Origin of the sequence: Paraburkholderia sp., from assembly GCF_050742655.1 — a bacterium.
Classification (GTDB): Bacteria; Pseudomonadota; Gammaproteobacteria; order Burkholderiales; family Burkholderiaceae; genus Paraburkholderia.
The window spans coordinates 1-19,076 of record NZ_JBOIGG010000016.1 but is presented as its reverse complement, the minus strand read 5'-3'; the positions used below and the strand labels follow the sequence as shown (position 1 = coordinate 19,076).

The window sequence follows — 19,076 nt, the reverse complement described above, 5'->3', positions numbered from 1 at the left end:
AAACCCAGGAGACAGGAATCAGATGGACTGCGACATCATCATCGTTGGCGGTGGGCCGGTTGGCCTGTATCTCGCGGCCGCGTTGGGGCAGCGCGGCATCCGCGTCGAGCTGTTCGAAGCGCGGGATGGGATCAGTCGGCATCCGGCCGCCAATGCAAACAGCGCACGCACGATGGAGCATTTCCGGCGCATCGGTGTTTCCGGGGCGATACGCCGGTTAGGGCTACCGACGGACTATGCCCCCGACGTCGCGTATTTCACCAGCATCACCGGTCATGAACTCGCGCGTCTGCATCAGCCGCCGTCGGGCGAAGCCGAACGCTGGGCACAACTGCACGCGTTCACGTGGCCGACGCCCGAGCCGCCGCATCGCTGTTCGCAGCTCTATGTCGAACCTGTGTTGCTCGATGCGGCGCGCGCGTGTCCGTCGGTGAAGGTCCATTTCGGCGCGCGTGTCGTCGAGTTCGTGCAGGGCGCCGATTCGGTGACTGCCAGGGTGGTCGACACCGCCGACGGTGACGACGGCGAAGATGCCGTTCCGCGTTCGATTCGCGGCCGCTACCTGGTGGGCTGCGACGGCCCGCGCAGCTTCGTGCGCAAGTCGCTCGATATCCGGTATAGCGGCGTCACGGGCGAGAAGCGCGACTTCATGGGCGGCCTGATGGATGCGGTCTACTTCTACGCGCCGGATGTGTATCGCGTGTCGCCGCATGCACCGGCCTGGCAGTACTGGACCTTCACGCCAAAGCAGCGCGCATTGATGATCGCCGTCGACGGGAAAGGGCACTTCATCATCAACGTGCAGGCCCGCGAAGGCGAGACCGCCGACCCCGAGGCAATCCGCACGCGGATTCGCGATGCGATCGGTGTGGACGTGCCGTTCGAAATCCTCAGTACGTCGCGCTGGACGGCGGGTTATACGCTGGTCGCCGATCGCTTCGCGGCGGGCAACGTGCTGCTGGCCGGCGATGCCGCGCATCTGTTCACGCCGACCGGCGGCCTCGGTTACAACACGGGCATCGACGACGCAGCGAATCTGGCGTGGAAGCTCGACGCCTCGATTCGAGGCGACGGCGGTGAGCGCCTGATCGACAGTTATGAGGTCGAACGCCATCCGGTCGCGCTGCGAAACACCGCGTTTGCGCGCGCGTTCGCCGACAGCATCGGGCACGTGTCGGTGCCGGCGAATCTGCTCGACGATAGCGACGCGGGCGTCGCGTCGCGTGATGCCCTGGGTGCGTTTCTTCAGTTTCATGCGAGCCTGGAGTTCGCGATTCCCGGCGTGCATCTGGGCGCGCGATACGAGACCTCGCCGCTGACGATGCAGGAAGACGGCACGCCGCCTCCCGACAATCCGAACCTGTACGTGCCATGCGCCCGCGCGGGACATCGCGCGCCCCACGTCTGGATGGAGGATGGCGCATCGCTGTACGACCGGTTCGGCACCGGCTTCACGCTGCTCTGCACCGGCACGCCCACGCTGACTACGCAGGATCAGCGCGCGGTGGACGCTGCCCGCTCGACCCATGCGGCGCTGACCGTCGTGTGCACCGACGATCCGCAGGTGAGCGTGCTCTACGACGCGAGCTACGTGTTGATCCGGCCGGATCTGCATATCGCCTGGCGCGGTCATGCGCTCGAAGGAGCGCTGCAGACCGCGCTCGATCGCGCGCTGGGTCGCGATGAGTCCGCCTCCAGTCACGCTGCGATGACGGAGCGGCCCGCCGCGTGATGCAGGTCTGAATACACGAGCAGCACGCGTAGCACGTGCCGCGAGCGACGGCGCAGGACGTACCACTAAAACAATCATCGGAGACATTCATGCACGCAAACACAACGGCGGACGTCGCCGCGAGGACGGAGGCCGGCAGGCCCGCGGCAGTACAGATACTGACACTCGTACTGTGCTTTCTCGTGGTCGCGGCCGATGGCTTCGACGTCGCGTGCGTGAGTTACGTCGCACCGCTGCTGAAGAAGCTGTGGACGCTGACCCCAGCGACATTGGGGCCGATTTTTGGCGCGGGTCTTTTCGGTCTTGCGGTCGGCAGCTTCGTGTTCGGTCCGCTCGCGGACCGGATCGGTCGCAAGCGCGTGATCGTGATCTCGCTGCTGCTGTTCGGCGCCGGCAGCCTGGCGTGCGCGGCGGCGCCGTCGGCGGGCTGGCTGATCGTGCTGCGCTTCGCGACCGGCGCGGGACTCGGCGGCGCGATGCCCAACGCGATCACGCTGTCGTCGGAATTCGCGCCGCCGCGCAACCGCGCGCTGCTCGTCACACTGATGTTCTGCGGCTTCACACTCGGGCTCGCGTTCGGCGGCGTGGTGGCGTCGCTGCTGATTCCATCGTTCGGCTGGCAGGGTGTGTTTGTGTTTGGCGGTCTGTTCCCGCTCGTGCTGGCGCCGTGCATCTGGATCTGGTTGCCGGAGTCGCTGCGCTTCATGGCAGGCAAGCCGCGTTACGCGAGCGAAGCGCAACGCGTGACGAGGCGTCTCGGCGACGCCTCGCACGCGCTGCTTCAAGGCACCCACGCTGAAGCGAACGACGCCGGCGACGCGCGCCGCGAGCGCGTGACGAGTGTGCTGTTCGGCCCGCGCTACCGCGCCGGCACGGTGCTGCTGTGGATCGCGTTCTTCTGCACGCTGTGGGTCTATTACCAGATCAGCAGCTGGTTGCCGCTCGTCATCACGGGTGCGGGCATCGATCCGGTTCACGCCGCTCGTGTGGGCGCGATGATGCCGCTTGGCGGCACGATCGGTTCGCTCGTCAACGCGCGGTTGATGGATCGCCACAATCCGTTTCTCGTGCTTGCCGCTTCGTATGCAATCGCTGCGGCGGCCATTGCGGCGATCGGCGTCTCGATCCACCTGCCGTCGCTGATCTATTGCTCGGTGTTTGTCGCGGGATACGGCCTGTCCGGCGCACAGACCGCGGCGAATGTGCTGGTCGCCGGCTTCTACACGACGGCTGCGCGCGCGACCGGCGTGAGCTGGGCGCTCGGTGTCGGGCGGATCGGCTCGATCTTTGGTTCGATGACGGGCGGCGCGATCCTCGCGCTGTTCGGCCACGTCGAACTGGCGTTCATCGCGTTCGCGTTGCCCGTCGTGCTGGCCGGTGTGTCGATGGTCATCGCCGGGCGGTGCTATCCGCGCGGCAGTCTTGACCATGCGCGCACGCAATCGGCGCCGGTCGGGCACTGAACCGGCGACTCACTATCCACGATTAAAAACAAGGGGAATGGAGACATGAAACTACGTGTGTTGTCACTGGCCGGGCTTGCAGCCTGCCTGCATTTGAGCGCGGCGTCGGCGCAAAGCAGCGTCACGCTGTACGGCATTCTCGATACCGGCATCGAAATGGTCACGCACGCCGACGCGGCAGGCGACCGCATCGTGCGGATGCCGGGTATCACCGGCTCGATGCCGTCGCGCTGGGGATTGCGCGGTAACGAAGATCTCGGTGGAGGACTCTCGGCCATCTTCGTGCTGGAGGACGGCTTCAACACGCGCGCCGGCGACATCAACCAGGGCGGGCGGCTGTTCGGACGCCAGGCGTGGGTCGGGCTGTCGAGTCCGTACGGTGCACTGACGTTCGGCCGGCAGTACACGATGACGTACTGGGCGATCATCGACGCGGACATTCTCGGGCCCGACATCTACGGCGGCGTCGGCTCGCTCGACGCCTACGTGCCCAATTCGCGCAGCGACAACACCATTGCGTACAAGGGCTCGTTTGCGGGATTCACGGGCGGCGCGACCTGGTCGTTCGGCCGCGATTCCGCCGGCACCGGCAATTCGCCAGGGCAGGGCACGTGTGCGGGTTCGCTGCCCGGCAATGCGCAGGCGTGCCGCCAGTGGTCCGTGATGCTGCGCTATGACGGAAACAATTTCGGCGTGGCGAGCGCCTACGACGAGCAGCACGGCGGCCCGGGCGCTGCCGCGAACATTTTCAACGGCGCGGTGCCGTTGCCGTTGACCGCGAGCGGCGACAAGGACATATGCATGCAGCTCAACGGTTACTACAGGCTCGGCGGGTTCAAGGTCGGCGCGGGCTGGCTCGGCCGTCGCGTGGAGACGGTGTCGCCCGCTGTGCCCGACGTGCACACGGATACCTGGTACGTCACCGCCAGCTACTTCGTCACGCCGACCGTAATCGTCGACGGCGGCGCATACCGGACCATCGATTCGCAGCAGGACACACGCGGCACGATCACGACCGTGCGCGGCACCTATCTCCTCTCGAAGTCGACGGCCGTGTACCTGCAGACCGGTTATCTCTTCAACAGCGCGAAGGCGAAATACACGCTGAGCCAGGGCGGACCGGGCGCGACTCCCGCGGCGGGCGTCGGCCAGCTCGGCGTGATGGCGGGCATTCGCCATAGCTTCTAGGGCGTTTCGTATGCAACAGGCAATTTCCTGTTCGATTATTACGGGTGACCAATCATGAGACAAACTGCAAACCGATGGTTCGTGACGGCACAAGTTGCAGCCGGTGTTCTCGCGCTGTCTCTGCTGGAGGCGCCGATGCCGGTGTTCGCGATGCCTTCCAGCGCGGGCAGCGTCACGATCGTCGAGTCGGGCGCTATCGCGGGTAATGCGCCGGACGCGTCGGGCGTCGTCAGCTACAAGGGCATTCCTTATGCGGCACCGCCCGTGGGCTCGCTTCGCTGGCGCGCACCGCAGCCGGCCCAGCCCTGGACCGGAGTACGCGATGCGAAGCAGTACGGCCATCCGTGCTGGCAGGGCACGGCGTTCGGGCCGGTCGATAACAGCCAGGCGAGCGAGGATTGTCTGACGCTCAATGTCTGGAGTGCGGCAAGAGGGCCAGGCGAACGACGGCCGGTGATGGTCTGGCTGCATGGCGGCGGTTTTCAGTTCGGCACATCCGGCGACCCGCGCTGGGAAGGCGAGAATCTCGCGAAGAAGGGCGTCGTCGTGGTGTCGATCAACTACCGGCTCGGCGTGTTCGGCTTCCTCGCGAGAAACGATCTCGACCAGGAATCGTCCGGCAGGTCGTCGGGGATGTACGGCATTGAGGACATGATCGCTGCGTTGCGTTGGGTCAAGGCGAATGCAGTAGCTTTTGGCGGCGATCCCGCGAACGTCACCGTGTTCGGTCAGTCGGCGGGTGCGCACGCGGTTGGCATCCTGATGGCGTCACCGCTTACCGGTGGGTCGTTCGACAAGGCGATCGCCGAGAGTGGCGCGTTCTGGGAAAGCCCAAAGGGTGTGATGGCAAGTCACGCGACTGCGGCGCAGATCGGTGCGCGACTCGGTGCGTCGTCGGGGGCACAGACGCTCGAGTCGCTGCGCAGCCTGCCGGCCGCCCAGCTGATAGCCGATCCGACCGAGCCCGCGTATAGCCCGAGCATCGACGGTTTCGTGTTGCGTACCGATCCCGAGACGCAGTTCGCACAGGGCCGGCAGCGCGACGTACCGTTGCTCGCGGGTCAGGTCGCGGACGAAGGCACGATCTTCGCTGCGGTATCAGGCATACCCGGCGATTCGGCACAGGACTTCATCGCCGCGGCGACGACTGCATTCGGGCCGTCCAGCATCGACCGCTTTCTGCAACTCTACCCGGCCGCCAGCGACGCACAGGCGCAGCAATCGCAGGTACTGCTCTCAGGCGATCTCATCATCGCGTCACAGACGTGGCAGATGGCCAACCTGCAGCTGAAGACATCGCACGCGCCGGTGTATTCGTACTACTTCAGCCAGACGTCCGCGTACAACCCGCTGCCGATCCATGTCTCCGAGGTGCCGTACGTGTTCGGTGATCTGGTACCGAACGGCCACGGCGCGCCCAACGCGAGCGACGTGGCGTTGTCCGACGCGATGTCGTCGTACTGGACCAACTTCGCGAAGACAGGCAATCCGAACGGCGCAGGGTTGCCCGGCTGGCCGGTCTATACGGGCGCAGGCGGCCTCGTGATGGGTCTCGCGACACCGTTGCAGCCGCAAGCCGAAGTGGGCACCGCGCGCTTCGAGTTTCTGAACAGCTTCCGGACGCCTGGCAATCTCGGCTTCCATTTTTGATGCAGTGACAGCAGTGACGGTTAGCGCTGGCGCCTGCGATCTGGCATGTGCAGCAACAGGAACAGATTTCGATTCACCGGCGTCAGCCAACAGGAAAGGAGCAGGACATGCGTTTCATCAGTTTCGAGGAAAACGGCCGGGCGATGCTGGGCATTCGGGAAAGCGAACACGTGCAGGTCGTCGGCGAGGTGTCGCTGGAGTCGCTGCTTGCGGACGGCGTGGATCTGACGGCTTATGCTCGCGCGCATGCCAGCGATAAACGGCTCGCGTTCGGTGATCTGAAGTTATTGCCGCCGCTGTCGCGGCCGCCGAAGATTATTTGCGTGGGCCTGAATTTCGCGGACCACACATCCGAGAGCAACTATCAGCAACCGGACTATCCGACGCTTTTCTTCCGCGTCGCAACGAGCCTCGTCGCGCATGGCCAGCCGATCGTTCGTCCTGCTGTTGCGGATTGCGCGGGCGTGGACTACGAAGGCGAGATCGCGGTGGTGATCGGGCGGGGCGGCCGGCATATCCCGCTCGACGACGCGCTGTCGCATGTCGTCGGCTATTCGCTTTTTAACGACGGTTCGGTGCGCGAGTATCAGTTCAAGACGCCGCAATGGACCGTCGGCAAGAATTTCGATGCGACGGGCGCGTTCGGTCCGGATCTCGTGACTGCGGACGAACTGCCGCCAGGCGTCAAAGGGCTGAGGCTGGAGACGCGCCTGAACGGAGAGGTCGTGCAGTCGGCCAGCACCGACGAGATGGTGTTCGATGTCGCGAGCCTGATCAGCATCATCAGCGAGGCGATCACGCTGGAGCCGGGCGACGTGATCGTGTCCGGCACGCCGTCGGGGATCGGCTGGGCGCGCGATCCGAAGCTGCTGATGCGCGCGGGCGACGTGTGCGAAGTGACAGTCGAGAAGATCGGCACGTTGCGCAATGTGATTGCCGACGAGATCGTTGCGTGACGCTACGCGCCACGCGCTGCGTATCGTTCAGGGAGAACCTCATGACTGACGCTGAAACCGACCTGGCCGCCGTTCATTCGATCGATCATTTCGCGCTCAACGTGCCGTCGCTCGACGAGGCGCGACGCTTCTACGAGGCGTTTGGACTTGATGTGCGGACTGCCGCGGGCACCGCAGGCGAGTTCGATCTGTACGCAGGCGATGGACATCGCTGGGCGCGCATCCTGCAGGCGGAGCACAAGTCGCTCGCGTACCTGTCGTTCGGCTGCTTCGAGCGCGATCTGGCGCGTCTGCATCGGCAGATCGCGGCAACCGGCGTGGAAGTGTCGGCGGACCCCGAAGGGCTATGGTTCCGCGATCCGGATGGCAATACCGTGCAGGTGAAGGTCGGCCCGAAAACGAGCCCGTCGGGCAAGACGCGTTCGCTGCTCACGGGCGTGCCGGCAGACGAACGCGGTGCGCACGCGCGCTCGGCCGCGGTCATGGTCAGGCCGCACAGGCTGTCGCATGTCCTCCTGTTCAGCCCGGACGTGCTCGCGGCGTTCGCATTCTACGAACGCGCGCTTGGGCTGCGGCTCTCGGACCGGTCGCGCGACATCATCGTCTTCACGCATGCGCCGCACGGCAGCGATCATCACCTCATCGCGTTCGCGAAGAGTCACGCGCGGGGATGGCATCACTGCGCGTGGGATGTCGACGACATCAACAGGGTGGGCGAGGGCGCCGCGCAGATGGCGGCGGCCGGTTACACGAAGGGATGGGGCACGGGCCGGCACGTGCTGGGGTCCAACTATTTCCACTACGTCGAAGACCCGTGGGGATCGTTCTGCGAGTTCTCGGCCGATATCGACTACATCTCGGCCGGCGCGCGGTGGGACGCGGGCGATTTCCCGCCAGAAGACTCGCTGTATCTGTGGGGACCGCCGGTACCTGAAAACTTCGTCAGAAACAGCGAGGGCGGTTAGACGGTAACGCGCGGACCGCCCCGGTCTGCCACGGGTTGCGCGGATGACGCGCGGCCGATGCAGCCGCGCGCCAACGGGGATGCGCCTAGCGAGCCGCGATCCCTTGTGCCCCTGGCGGTACACCCGTGACTGGGCCAAGCGACTCGAGTGTTCCGTCTGGCATCACGCGAAAGCCGCCTACAGAGCCGTTGCCTTCCCGAACGTAGAGGAATTTGCTGTAACGACTGAGTGCCATGTCGAGGGGCGCGTTGAGCGTGCCTGCAGATGCATTGAGCAAGCGCATCGTACCGTCTACCGCGATCCGCAGACTGCTGATCGAGCCGCTACCGGCATTGGCCGTATAGGCAAAACGTCCATCGCCTGTGGTGACAAGCCAGCAAGGGGCGCTCTGACCCAGAGGAATCGCTGCGCTGATCGAAGTCAGATGCTTGCTGTCCTCGACCTCATAGGAGGAAACTGAATTCGAGCCGGCTTCGGAGACGATGGCATAACCTCGGGGCGTGATCGAAAAGCCGAACGGCGTGACGCCGTTTGACGCATGGGGTGTTGCAGTCGAGGCGTAGCCGGTGAAGCCGACATAGTACGAATCGATGAGTTGTGTGCCCTTTTCGGTCACGAGGAGTTCGTTGCCTTCCGGCGCGAATTTCACTTGCGCGGGCTGGGCGGAATTTCCGCCGGCGAGTGGCCGCTGTGAGCCTGGTAACGGAACGATGTGCTTGCCAAACGGATCGACGATAAAGCCACTGATGTTCGGTGTGCCGCCGGCATTAAGCACATAGGCGATGGGCCCCCTGACGGCCACACTGACGGGCATTTGACCGCCCGATGGCTTTCTGTCGAGCAACGTCAGTTTGCTGCCGTCGACCGCGAACAGCGAAACATCATTGCTGCCGGCATTCACGGCGAACAGAAAGCCCGATGCCAACGTCAGCGAACCCTGCGAACCTAGAGGATCGGCCCCCGTGCCTGCCCCCTTGCCGCCGGTCGAGTAGGTGGCTTTGTAGGTGAGCATTCCGTTGGCTGCTCGCGAATAGACAAGAACCGAATTCCCGGTAGGCTGGTTTGACAGAACGTATACCGCCCCTGGCGGATCGACCTCCGAGTCGGCTTGCGCAATGCTGATCGAAGCGAATCCTAACGCTGTCGCGAACGCGATGGTTCGCAATAGAAACGATGAACGGTACGTGACAGATGGCATGGCGAACTCCTTGTTTGAGAGACGACCGACACGAGTAACGTTGCATGGACGACTGAGCGCAGGGCAGGTATCTGGATGCCCCGTTAAACCGGACTACAACTCCAGCTGGATATCGTTGAACAGACAGGAACAGCACTATGAGCGCCCGTCTTTCTGTCGGGCGTCGCGTGATTCAGGGTGGCGCTACCCAATTTGACGATGATCGGCTCTGGTACGATGAGCGACTCATACTGACTCAGACTGATAGCCGGCAAGAACTATCTGGCAATCGCCTCCAGCGCAGCGACAACCGTTTCAGGTTCCGCGCGGCCCAGCATGTAGTCCACGTCGACATGCGCAAAACGGATGACCCCCGTCTTGTCGATGACGTACGTTGCTGGAACCGGAAGCTCGTAGGAATCCTCGCCGTTGCGGAGCGCGAGGTCATTTTTGAAAACGTTCTTCGAGAACTCCTTTAGCTCCGGGCCGACCTGGAACACGATTCCGAACTGCCGCGCGACCGCGTTGCCGAAGTCGCTGAGCACCGGAAAAGTCAGCTTGTTCTTTTCGGTTGCGATGATTCCGTGATCCGGCTTCTCGGGGGAGATCGCGATCAAGGTCGCGCCGAGCGCCTCAATTCCCGGCAGCGCCTCTTGCAGGCTGCGCAGTTCGATATTGCAGAACGGGCACCATTCGCCGCGATAGAAACTGATCACCACCGGACCCCTGGCAATCAGATCCTTAAGAGAGACTCCATTGCCAAATGCATCCGGCAGAGTGAATTCCGGTGCGGCTTGCCCCGCCTTCAATGCACCATCAACCGTGCCCGCCTTTCGGACACGCTCCATGTCGCCAGCAATAATGCTGAATTTCTCTCCCAGCTTTTCCTGGACCATTGCCTTGTACTCTGCCGCGGCTTGCGTTATGGACATTCGAATCTCCTGGGTCTTGATTATCTGTAGCGATAGCTACAGAATGATGACGAGCGCGAGCCCTGTCAAGAATTTTTATCAACCGCTACGATTGGGGAGGCCACATGGCGCGCGGGTTGGAGTTTGACTACACGATCGCTCTCGAACGAGGGGCTCGTCTCTTCTGGGAGACCGGCTACTCCAACGCATCGCTACGCGATTTGCTCAAGAGGATGGGGATCGGCGAAGGATCGTTCTACAACACGCTCAAGAGCAAAAAGAACGCGTATCTGGAGTGTTTGAAGCACTACAACGCGACCGTCAACGGCCCTCGCGGCGAGGCACTTTTTTCAGCATCCACAGCTGCTTTGGGGGTTCGGGCGCTCTTCAAAACCGTGCTGGACTGTCTGGACGATCCTGATACGCCGTCGCGAGTTTGCCTGATGGCAGGAAGCATCGCTCCTGAAGTATTGGCTGAGCCCGAGTTGCGCGAATACGTGGAGCAACAGATGTCGATGGCTGCAGAGGGAATGGCCGCGCGTCTGACCGCCGATAAGGAAGCTGGACTCTTGCCAGAAGAGTTCGCCCCGCAGATTGTGGTGCCGATCATCATCACCTATCTGCAAGGCGTATGGCGCATGGCCCTGGTTTCCTATGATCGCGCCAGATTTGAACGTCAGATCGACCTGTTCCTGACCTGCCTGGGACTTTGATGATTCCCGCGCAAGACGTTGACGTTTCACAATGTTTCATCCGGCTAACTTAACCCGCCCTGTGTCGACTGCGTATCAAGAAACGCATTTTCGGGTACGCTGGAGCGATCGACGAACCCACCCGCCGGGCGATGATGCAAGCCGCATGACGATGAACAGCAGGACACCCGACCGGGATCGAACACTTTGCTACGCTTTCGCCGCACTGCGCGGCGTCATCGTACGAGCGCGTACGGAAGCACCGTGCAACGCAGTCTAGAGCATGGAGCTTGCGTGCTGTCGAGCGCCCATGAAGTCCGGCATGGCGCCGGGCCGACGGCGACCATTCTGCGTGAGTCACATGGAGGAACGGAACGATGCAATGGACTACTCCTCGCTACACCGATATCCGTCTAGGCTTTGAAATCACGATGTATATCGCAACGCGTTAAGTCTGCATGGGCCGCAGTACGCGGCCCTTCTGCAGAGCGTGCAGTTCACCAGCCAACCCAACCAGCCCCGTGTTTCCCTCGACGCTCCATGAACGCTCAATGGTCGCGATGCCGCTGTGCGGTTATTCCGGTTCGTCGTTCGACGGCTACGCGAAGAGGTTGCCATGACGAAGCACAGCCGGCGGCGCGCAACGCCGCCGCTCGAGATCGACACGCTGCGCACACGCGACGGCCATTGTGTGTCGTTTGCGGTGGCAGGCGCTGAGGACGGTGTGCCGGTCGCGGTACTGCACGGCGGTCCGGGCAGCGGTAGCCAGCCGGGCGCACTGCGGCTCTTCGATCTCGCGCGCTTCAGAGTGGTATTGATCGATCAGCGCGGTACCGGCGCTTCGACCCCTCACGGCAGCATCCGTCACAACCGCACTGACCACCTGATCGACGATCTCGAAGCGATTCGCACGCGACTCGGCTTCGAACGCTGGGGCGTACTCGGCGGATCGTGGGGGGCAGCGCTTGCACTCGCGTATGCGGGACAGCATCCGCAAGCGGTCTCGGGCGTCGTGCTGCGTGGGCTGTTCCTGACTTCCGCACGCGAGGTGCGTGATCTCTTCGTCAGATCGCGCCGCCGCGCGCCGCATGCCGCGTCCCGGTTGTGCACCGCTGCACGCTGTGCGTGGCCCACGGCTTTATTCACCCGTTGCCACGCAGCGCTGCAAGATGGCACGGACCCCGCGCGGCAACGTGCGGTCGCGCTGGCGTGGCGCAACTATGAAGAGGCCGTGCTCGGTCGTGCCGATGCGCGTCAGGACCGCTCTGCGGCAGCGGGCTCGCCGCGCGACACACGCAAACTGATCGGCAAATACCGCATCCAGGCGCACTACCTCGCGCATCGCTGCTGGCTCGGCGAGAACCGTCTGCTGCAGCTTGCGCGCTCCGCCGCGGCGGCCGGCGTGCCGCTCGCCGCGGTGCACGGCACACGCGATCCAGTCTGTCCTCGAGGTAATCTGCGGCGCCTTGCACGCGCGGTACCCGCGGCGCAGGTCGAATACGTCCGCGGGGCGGGCCATCTGGCAAGCGATCCTGCACTCCACGAAAGCGTCGCCCGCGCGCTCGAAACGATGTTCGGCTCATCCGCTCACGAGGGGCGCATCGCGCGCCGCGCAGCATGAAGATCAAGGTGCTCGGCTCGTCGGCAGGCGGCGGCTTTCCGCAATGGAACTGCAACTGCCGCAATTGCGACGGTGTACGGCGCGGCACGCTGAAGGCGACGCGTCGCACGCAGTCGTCGATCGCGATCAGCGCGAACGGCGATGACTGGCTGCTCGTCAATGCGTCGCCCGATCTGCTCGCGCAGATTGCTGCCCATCCGGAATTGCAGCCGGCTCGCCGCGCACGCGACAGCGGCATCGTCGCGGTGCTGGTCATGGACGCGCAGATCGATCACGTCACCGGCCTGCTGATGCTGCGCGAGCGCGACACGCCGCTGCCGCTCTACGCCACCGACGCCGTGTGGGATGACCTGCGCAGTGGTTTCCCGGTCGGCCCGATCCTGTCGCACTACTGCGGCGTCGAGCATCGCCGCATCGCACTCGACGCCGTGCCGCTCGCCGTCGCGGCGCTGCCCGGCGTACAGATCGACGCACTGCCGCTGTCGAGCAAGGCACCGCCTTATTCGCCGCACCGTAACGCTCCCGAACGCGGCGACAACATCGGCCTCGTGATCACCAACCGGGTGTCCGGTAAGCGCGTGTTCTACGCGCCGGGCCTCGGCGCCATCGAGCCGCACGTGCTCGCGGCGATGCGCGAGGCGGACCTGTTGCTGGTCGATGGCACGCTCTGGACGGGCGACGAAATGATTCGCCTCGGGCTGTCGAAGAAGAGCGCCGCCGACATGGGTCATCTACCGCAGTCGGGGGCAGGCGGCATGATCGAGGTGCTCGACTCGCTTGGCGCAGGGTTTGGCACAGACCGCGCGCGCAAGGTGCTCATCCATATCAACAACACGAATCCGATCCTCGTCGAGGATGGTCCCGAACGGCGCGTGCTGGCCGAACACGGGATCGAAGTCGCCTATGACGGGATGACCTTCGAACTATGAACGGAGACGGCATGAACGATAACGACGCCGCGCAGCCGGCCTGGACTCGCAACGAATTCGAAGCGCAGTTGCGCGCGAAAGGCACCGCGTACCACATCCATCATCCGTTCAACGTGAAGATGAACAGCGGTGGCTGTTCGCGCGAACAGATTCGCGGCTGGGTCGCGAACCGCTTTTACTATCAGATCAACATTCCGCTGAAAGACGCGGCCATTCTGTCGAATTGTCCGGATCTCGACACGCGCCGCCGCTGGGTGCTGCGCATTCTCGACCACGACGGCTACGGCGGCGAGGAGGGCGGCATCGAAACATGGGCGCGTCTTGGCGACGCGGTTGGTTTGTCGCGCGACGAACTGTGGTCGCTCGAGCACGTGACACCAGGCGTGCGTTTCGCCGTCGATGCCTACGTCAACTTCGCGCGACGTGCGCCGTGGCAGGAAGCCGTATGTTCGTCGCTGACCGAGATGTTCGCGCCGCAGGTGCATCGCGACCGGCTTGCGAGCTGGCCGGAGCACTATCCGTGGATCGATCCGGCGGGGCTCGCCTATTTCCGTTCGCGCATTTCGCTCGCGCAGCGCGACGTGCAACACGGGCTGGAAGTCACACTCGATTACTTCACGCGGCGCGAACAGCAGGAACGCGCGCTCGAGATCCTGCAGTTCAAGCTCGATATTCTGTGGACCATGCTGGATTCGATCGAAAAGGCCTTCCCGCAATGAGCGACCTGCCACATACCGCCGGCGATGGGTCGATGCTCCATCGTCCGAAGATCAGAGCGTTGTTTCGTCTTCAATGGGAGCCGGCGCAAGACGCGTATGTGCTGCTCTATCCGGAGGGTATGGTGAAACTCAATCAGAGTGCAGCGGAAATCCTCAAGCGCTGCGACGGTACGCGCGACGTGGACACGCTGATCGCCGATCTGGAGCGGGCGTTCAACACGACCGGACTCGGCACCGAAGTGCATACGTTCCTCGCCGATGCACAGGCGCACGGCTGGCTGGAATAGCGATGAGCGACTCCTCGCCCGCGATTGCTATGGCCGCTGCACAGCCCGACGCCGGTATAGCGCCACCGCTCTGGCTGCTGGCGGAGCTCACCTATCGATGTCCGCTGCATTGCGCGTTCTGCTACAACCCGGTCGACTATAAGGAGCACAGCCGCGAGCTCGATACCGCGCAATGGATCGACGTATTGCGCCAGGCCCGCGCACTCGGCGCGGCGCAGCTCGGGTTTTCCGGCGGCGAGCCGCTCGTACGCGACGACCTGGAAATGCTGGTGAAAGAAGCGCGCGAACTCGGCTTCTACACTAATCTGATTACCTCCGGCGTCGGCCTCACCGACAAACGGCTCGGCGACCTGAAAGCTGCGGGCCTCGATCACATCCAGCTGTCGTTTCAGGATTCGACGCAGGAACTGAATGACTTCCTGAGCAGCACGCGCACCTTCGACCTCAAACGAAAAGTCGCCACGTCGATCAAGCAGCACGGCTTTCCGATGGTGCTCAACTGCGTGCTGCATCGCTACAACCTGCCGCACGTCGACAGGATCATCGACATGGCACTCGCGATGGGCGCGGAATACCTGGAGCTCGCGAACACGCAGTATTACGGCTGGGCGCACACGAACCAGGCGCAACTGATGCCGACGCGCGAGCAGCTCGACGAAGCCGAGGCCGTGGTGGAACGTTATCGCCGCACGCATGGCGAGCGCTGCAAGATTTTCTTCGTCGTGCCGGACTATTTCGAACGTCGCCCGAAGCGTTGCATGAACGGGTGGGGCACGGTGTTCCTCGGCATCGCACCGGACGGCGCTGCGTTGCCGTGTCATAACGCACGCAGCCTGCCGGGACTCGATTTGCCGAACGTGACGCAGATGCCGCTGCGTGAGGTCTGGTATGAGAGTGCGGCCTTCAACCGTTTTCGCGGCTTCGACTGGATGAAGGAGCCGTGCCGCAGTTGCGACGAGAAAGAACGCGACCTGGGCGGCTGCCGCTGCCAGGCTTACCTGCTCACCGGCGACGTGGCGAACACCGACCCGGTCTGCGACAAGTCGTCGGCGCACGATACGGTGGTGCAGATCGTCCGTCGTGCGGCCACGTCGACGGTTGCAGCCACCGCCATTCAATCGCGCGAGCAACCGATCCTGTTTCGCAACGATGCTAATTCGCGTCGTTTAGCGGTTAAGCCGGTATCCGTGCCCTAGAGCGTGTCAGGCACTTCAGTCCAGACCGGGTGGCCTGGCGGGATGAACGAGCGCACGGGGATCGCTCAAACGCATGGACCGACCTTCGCGAGAAGCGGCGACCAGGAAGCTATAGACGTATAATTTGCAGAGATATCACTAGAAAAGCGCAATATGAACATTCCTTTCTCAGGCGGATGTGCATGCGGGTCGGTCCGCTATACAGTTGTGCGGGAGCCGATAGCCATGGTCAACTGCCATTGCAGAGACTGCCAGCTCTCAAGTGGCGCTCCTTTTGCGTCAGGCATCGTTGTCAGGACCGCCGACCTCGAGATCATAGGTATACCGAAGACGTATGCAGTTCGTGCAAGCAGCGGAAGTCTCGCAATTCGCAGTTTTTGCCCCAACTGTGGCACTCCTTTGTTCACGCAAAGCGAAGCTTACTCACAAGCTACTTCTATCCGATTTCCCTCGCTTGACGATATCTCGGACTTCAAGCCAATGCTGGACATATATACCGCGAGTGCACAAGAGTGGGTTTGCCTTGATCAGACAATCCCTCACTTTCCTCAGTCGCCCCAGTAGTTCAATGAACCTGATGCCTAAGTAGCGTTCCACCGAACGGTCTTAGGCCTTAGTCCGATACATCCGTCGGGTAGGGACCGAAGTGCCCAACACGCTCTAGAACTCAGGCAACTCAGGCAATGCAGAAGCGGGTCCCCGATCCCCTGGCGCATCGTCGAACGATGCGCCAGGGACCGCTGGGTTGCAGGGGAGTCGACCTCACTGCCCCTGATGCCCTATCGCCCACACATAGGCCGTCACCGCCTTGAGGTCCTTCTGCGACAGTTGCACGCCACCCATCGGCGGCATCAAGTCGCTGTGCTCCTTCGGGTGCGGCACACCTTTGGCGATTGTCTCGTGGAGGCCCGACAGGCTGCCATCGCTCCACAGCCAGGTACCCTTCGTCAGATCTGCGCCGATCCCTGAGCCCTTGCCGTTCGAGCCATGGCAACCGGCGCAGGTCGCGCCGCCCACCTGGCCGAGGAACACGCGTTCGCCGAGTGCGACCTCCGCTTTCGACGAGCCCGGCGGCACAGGCAAACCGGCGGCCTGCTTGCCGGCGTCCGGATGGATACCCTCGGGCGGCAACTGCGAGCCTGACGACGACTGCGCAGTCGTCGGCGTCGGCGCGGCCGCGATCGGTGCGTTCGGGTCGCCGTTGTAGGTTACGCGCCAGATCCGGCCGTGGACGTCGTCGGAGATGAAGAGTGCGCCGTCAGGGCCCACCGCGAGGCCGCTCGGACGAAACGCGGCCTGTCCCGGCTCCTTCACGGCTCCCGCGAAGCCATCCGCGAAGACCACGTAGTTGCCGACCCCCTTGCCATCGCGGAACGGCTGGAATACGACGTTGTAGCCAGCTTGACGGGCAGGTGCCCGATTCCACGAGCCGTGAAAGGCCACGAACGCACCGCCTCGATACGCGCTCGGAAAGCCGCTTTTGGCTTCATAGAACGTCATGTCGTTCGGCGCCCAGTGACCCGGAAAAGAAGCGACTGGCCAGGTGCGATTAGCACACAGTCCGATCTTTTTTCCATCGCCGCCGTATTCCGGCGCCAGCATCAACTTTTTCTTCATTCCGTCGTAATAGCATTCGGGCCAGCCGTAGTCGGCACCCTGTTTCAATGCGACGATGACTTCTGCCGGCAACTCCTGACCCTCCTTCGCGGTGAAGCGTTCCGGCCAGTCTTCGTGAAGCTGATCGCGGCCATGCTGGGTCGAGAAGACCCGGCCCGCGCCGTCGATCGCGATCCCTTCGCCGTTGCGCAGGCCGCTGATATAGCGCTCGGCGGGCGAGAAGGTTTGACCCGTCTTGTTCGCGTCATAACGCCAGATGCCAGCGCGGGTTTCCTTTTCGGTACACGGCTGGTTGCCTGGCGAATGCGGCGTGCGGTTCTGCTTCTCGCAGGCGTTGGTCGCCGAGCCGAGATCGACCAGTAGATCGCCCGTGGACGTGATCGCGATAGGGTGCATCGGGTGATCCCCGGTCACCGGCAAGCCGGACACGACGACTTCGCCTTTACCGGTCGGCGCCACGTCACCGGGCTTGAGTGCATAGCGCATGATGCGGTCGTTGCTTTCGGCATAGACCGCGTTGTTGTAAAGCTTGATGCCCGTGCCGCCGTGACCGCCCTCGGCGGCGGTCTCGCCGAAATGCTGGATCACGTCCGCCTGACCCGCGCCTTTAGTGTCCTTTAGCGCGACGAGGTAACCACCGTCAGGCGGCGTGTTGACCTGGTAGTAGCGACCGCTCCACATGTTGACGTAGAGCGTGCCGTCCGCTGCAACCGCCATCTGCCGCACGTGACCCAGGTTATCGGCAAAAACCGTCGCGCAAAAACCCTTGGGCAACGAGATGCCGGTTGCCTCGTTATTACAGGTCGCAGCGCTTTCAGCTGCCTTGACCGGTTTGACCAGATGAACACTGGGTATGAGGGCTAGCGACACGGCTGCAAAGCCTGCTGCACTGGCCAGTCGAGTAAGGAAACCAACGGTTGACGCGGACGGAACACGCATTGGAGGAGCCTCCCTGGAGCGGGTAGCAAACGGAATGGGAATGAAACGAAAAGCGGCGGAACGCAGCATCGAAATCGATGCGACGCAATGGTGCGCCCGGAGGCGCCGGTCGCCGGGAGTTGCGCTCAGCAATCAGCAGTCCATGCGGTGTGCCCGCATGGACCTGTCTCCATGATGTCATCTGCGATGACCTCATTCTTTGGAATTCGCAAGGAGCCCTTGCCTCTCTTTACGGCAGGCGAATGTGCAAAGACTTCCTGATTCCAGATTGAAAGGCTGAATTGAAGAAAAAAGACCCGACTCAAAGAATCGGGTCTGTCCAGTATAGGTGAAAAGCGGAAAAGCGTCAGAGAAGGAAAATCTGTGCGGAATGCAATTAAAGCGGTGAAAAATGGAATGGAAAATCTTAGGGAAATTTAAGCAAATCGCATAAGCCGGGATAGGCTTTTCAGCAACTAGCAAGGGCTTTTCGATTTCATTGAATGACGATCCAAGGAGAGCTCTGGGTTATTGTCACGACGTACTATTCAGCGACGTTTCCAGCGAACGGATAACTGGCTCCTGCAGCGCCTTCGAGTCGAGAAAACGCTGTCACTGGATCAGGTCGTTTTCTGGGCAGGGGTCGACTGGGGCACTAAGCGGGATCTAACCTTCGGTCAGATCTTCGTATTCGCAGATCGTGCCGGTCGCGTTCAGATGTTCGTCGTCGATCGGATCGTCGATGTTCTCCCTTCATTCTGCCGTGCTTGAAAACTTCCGCTCACGTGCCACTCAGAGGGGAAACACGCCAAGCACGACGCACGCGATCGTCATCAGCACCGACGCGGCAAACAGGAACGGTATGGCGAACTTCTGGTGATCGGACAGCTCGACACCCGCGAGTCCGACCAGCAGGAACGTCGCGGGCGTCAACGGGCTGACCGGAAACCCCGTCGTCATCTGTCCCAGCAACGCGGCCTGCGCCACCTGGATCGGCGGCACCCCCAGTTGCTGGCCCGCGCCCGCGACAACCGGCAAGATGCCGAAGTAAAACG

General features: G+C 62.9%; 17 protein-coding genes and 1 pseudogene. 14 read left to right on the top strand and 4 right to left on the bottom strand.

The genetic code is table 11. The annotated features are described in order from the left end of the window. The first annotated feature begins 22 nt into the window (after window positions 1-22). The 6 genes from ACREXZ_RS21470 (at window position 23) to ACREXZ_RS21445 (ending at window position 7,954) form a co-directional block, all read left to right on the top strand. On the top strand, window positions 23-1,732 hold the full coding sequence (locus tag ACREXZ_RS21470) for an FAD-dependent monooxygenase (protein WP_431766130.1): 1,710 nt from the start codon (window positions 23-25) through the stop codon (window positions 1,730-1,732). An 89-nt stretch (window positions 1,733-1,821) separates the two neighbouring features. Further along, window positions 1,822-3,195 carry an MFS transporter gene (locus ACREXZ_RS21465; RefSeq protein WP_431766129.1) on the top strand — a complete coding sequence of 458 codons (1,374 nt, stop codon included), beginning with the start codon at window positions 1,822-1,824 and terminating at the stop codon, window positions 3,193-3,195. A 45-nt stretch (window positions 3,196-3,240) separates the two neighbouring features. Then, a complete protein-coding gene (locus ACREXZ_RS21460) occupies window positions 3,241-4,383 on the top strand; it encodes a porin (RefSeq protein ID WP_431766128.1) in 1,143 nt (380 codons plus the stop codon). A 54-nt stretch (window positions 4,384-4,437) separates the two neighbouring features. Then, the gene (locus tag ACREXZ_RS21455) at window positions 4,438-6,033 is read left to right on the top strand and encodes a carboxylesterase/lipase family protein (RefSeq protein WP_431766127.1); all 1,596 of its coding nucleotides are present in this window, start codon (window positions 4,438-4,440) and stop codon (window positions 6,031-6,033) included. Between the two features lie 107 nt (window positions 6,034-6,140). Beyond that, window positions 6,141-6,989, top strand: a complete 849-nt coding sequence (locus ACREXZ_RS21450) for a fumarylacetoacetate hydrolase family protein (RefSeq protein WP_431766126.1) — start codon at window positions 6,141-6,143, stop codon at window positions 6,987-6,989. Between the two features lie 41 nt (window positions 6,990-7,030). Beyond that, complete coding sequence (locus tag ACREXZ_RS21445; RefSeq protein ID WP_431766125.1) at window positions 7,031-7,954, top strand: VOC family protein; 924 nt, start codon at window positions 7,031-7,033, stop codon at window positions 7,952-7,954. An 85-nt stretch (window positions 7,955-8,039) separates the two neighbouring features. Here ACREXZ_RS21445 and ACREXZ_RS21440 read toward each other — a convergent pair whose 3' ends face one another. Together ACREXZ_RS21440 and ACREXZ_RS21435 are read right to left on the bottom strand one after the other, a co-directional pair. Further along, the gene (locus tag ACREXZ_RS21440) at window positions 8,040-9,152 is read right to left on the bottom strand and encodes a lactonase family protein (protein ID WP_431766124.1); all 1,113 of its coding nucleotides are present in this window, start codon (window positions 9,150-9,152) and stop codon (window positions 8,040-8,042) included. 257 nt (window positions 9,153-9,409) lie between these two features. Beyond that, window positions 9,410-10,063: a peroxiredoxin-like family protein gene (locus ACREXZ_RS21435; RefSeq protein WP_431766123.1), complete on the bottom strand. Its 654-nt coding sequence runs from the start codon at window positions 10,061-10,063 to the stop codon at window positions 9,410-9,412. 104 nt (window positions 10,064-10,167) lie between these two features. Between ACREXZ_RS21435 and ACREXZ_RS21430 the strand changes: the two genes are divergently transcribed. From ACREXZ_RS21430 to ACREXZ_RS21395, 8 genes are all read left to right on the top strand, one after another. After that, a complete protein-coding gene (locus ACREXZ_RS21430) occupies window positions 10,168-10,755 on the top strand; it encodes a TetR/AcrR family transcriptional regulator (protein ID WP_431766122.1) in 588 nt (195 codons plus the stop codon). A 356-nt stretch (window positions 10,756-11,111) separates the two neighbouring features. Further along, a complete protein-coding gene (pqqA, locus tag ACREXZ_RS21425; protein ID WP_431766284.1) occupies window positions 11,112-11,186 on the top strand; it encodes a pyrroloquinoline quinone precursor peptide PqqA in 75 nt (24 codons plus the stop codon). Window positions 11,187-11,350: 164 nt separating this feature from the next. Beyond that, window positions 11,351-12,355, top strand: coding sequence for an alpha/beta fold hydrolase (locus ACREXZ_RS21420; RefSeq protein WP_431766121.1), 1,005 nt, complete (start codon window positions 11,351-11,353; stop codon window positions 12,353-12,355). Beyond that, window positions 12,352-13,284 carry a pyrroloquinoline quinone biosynthesis protein PqqB gene (gene pqqB, locus ACREXZ_RS21415; protein ID WP_431766120.1) on the top strand — a complete coding sequence of 311 codons (933 nt, stop codon included), beginning with the start codon at window positions 12,352-12,354 and terminating at the stop codon, window positions 13,282-13,284. The genes ACREXZ_RS21420 and pqqB overlap by 4 nt, the downstream gene beginning before the upstream one ends. An 11-nt stretch (window positions 13,285-13,295) precedes the next feature. After that, window positions 13,296-14,003 carry a pyrroloquinoline-quinone synthase PqqC gene (pqqC, locus tag ACREXZ_RS21410; protein WP_431766119.1) on the top strand — a complete coding sequence of 236 codons (708 nt, stop codon included), beginning with the start codon at window positions 13,296-13,298 and terminating at the stop codon, window positions 14,001-14,003. A 32-nt stretch (window positions 14,004-14,035) separates the two neighbouring features. Continuing rightward, a complete protein-coding gene (gene pqqD, locus ACREXZ_RS21405) occupies window positions 14,036-14,290 on the top strand; it encodes a pyrroloquinoline quinone biosynthesis peptide chaperone PqqD (RefSeq protein ID WP_431766283.1) in 255 nt (84 codons plus the stop codon). Window positions 14,291-14,292: 2 nt separating this feature from the next. Further along, complete coding sequence (pqqE, locus tag ACREXZ_RS21400; protein WP_431766118.1) at window positions 14,293-15,486, top strand: pyrroloquinoline quinone biosynthesis protein PqqE; 1,194 nt, start codon at window positions 14,293-14,295, stop codon at window positions 15,484-15,486. A 153-nt stretch (window positions 15,487-15,639) separates the two neighbouring features. Further along, on the top strand, window positions 15,640-16,050 hold the full coding sequence (locus ACREXZ_RS21395; RefSeq protein WP_431766117.1) for a GFA family protein: 411 nt from the start codon (window positions 15,640-15,642) through the stop codon (window positions 16,048-16,050). Window positions 16,051-16,248: 198 nt separating this feature from the next. Here the strand turns inward: ACREXZ_RS21395 and ACREXZ_RS21390 are convergent, their stop codons facing one another. Beyond that, complete coding sequence (locus ACREXZ_RS21390) at window positions 16,249-17,973, bottom strand: c-type cytochrome (RefSeq protein WP_431766116.1); 1,725 nt, start codon at window positions 17,971-17,973, stop codon at window positions 16,249-16,251. An 840-nt stretch (window positions 17,974-18,813) separates the two neighbouring features. Next, window positions 18,814-19,076 (bottom strand): annotated as a pseudogene (locus tag ACREXZ_RS21385) (citrate transporter); the annotation flags it as partial.

What these genes read in the sequence shown, in the direction of transcription:
- ACREXZ_RS21460 (WP_431766128.1), top strand. Translation starts at nt 3,241, where the DNA reads ATGAAACTACGTGTGTTGTCACTGGCCGGGCTTGCAGCCTGCCTGCAT.
- pqqC (WP_431766119.1), top strand. Translation starts at nt 13,296, where the DNA reads ATGAACGATAACGACGCCGCGCAGCCGGCCTGGACTCGCAACGAATTC.
- ACREXZ_RS21445 (WP_431766125.1), top strand. Translation starts at nt 7,031, where the DNA reads ATGACTGACGCTGAAACCGACCTGGCCGCCGTTCATTCGATCGATCAT.
- pqqD (WP_431766283.1), top strand. Translation starts at nt 14,036, where the DNA reads ATGCTCCATCGTCCGAAGATCAGAGCGTTGTTTCGTCTTCAATGGGAG.
- ACREXZ_RS21440 (WP_431766124.1), bottom strand. Translation starts at nt 9,152, where the DNA reads ATGCCATCTGTCACGTACCGTTCATCGTTTCTATTGCGAACCATCGCG.
- ACREXZ_RS21430 (WP_431766122.1), top strand. Translation starts at nt 10,168, where the DNA reads ATGGCGCGCGGGTTGGAGTTTGACTACACGATCGCTCTCGAACGAGGG.
- ACREXZ_RS21465 (WP_431766129.1), top strand. Translation starts at nt 1,822, where the DNA reads ATGCACGCAAACACAACGGCGGACGTCGCCGCGAGGACGGAGGCCGGC.
- ACREXZ_RS21455 (WP_431766127.1), top strand. Translation starts at nt 4,438, where the DNA reads ATGAGACAAACTGCAAACCGATGGTTCGTGACGGCACAAGTTGCAGCC.
- pqqE (WP_431766118.1), top strand. Translation starts at nt 14,293, where the DNA reads ATGAGCGACTCCTCGCCCGCGATTGCTATGGCCGCTGCACAGCCCGAC.
- ACREXZ_RS21395 (WP_431766117.1), top strand. Translation starts at nt 15,640, where the DNA reads ATGAACATTCCTTTCTCAGGCGGATGTGCATGCGGGTCGGTCCGCTAT.
- ACREXZ_RS21450 (WP_431766126.1), top strand. Translation starts at nt 6,141, where the DNA reads ATGCGTTTCATCAGTTTCGAGGAAAACGGCCGGGCGATGCTGGGCATT.
- pqqB (WP_431766120.1), top strand. Translation starts at nt 12,352, where the DNA reads ATGAAGATCAAGGTGCTCGGCTCGTCGGCAGGCGGCGGCTTTCCGCAA.
- ACREXZ_RS21420 (WP_431766121.1), top strand. Translation starts at nt 11,351, where the DNA reads ATGACGAAGCACAGCCGGCGGCGCGCAACGCCGCCGCTCGAGATCGAC.
- ACREXZ_RS21435 (WP_431766123.1), bottom strand. Translation starts at nt 10,063, where the DNA reads ATGTCCATAACGCAAGCCGCGGCAGAGTACAAGGCAATGGTCCAGGAA.
- ACREXZ_RS21470 (WP_431766130.1), top strand. Translation starts at nt 23, where the DNA reads ATGGACTGCGACATCATCATCGTTGGCGGTGGGCCGGTTGGCCTGTAT.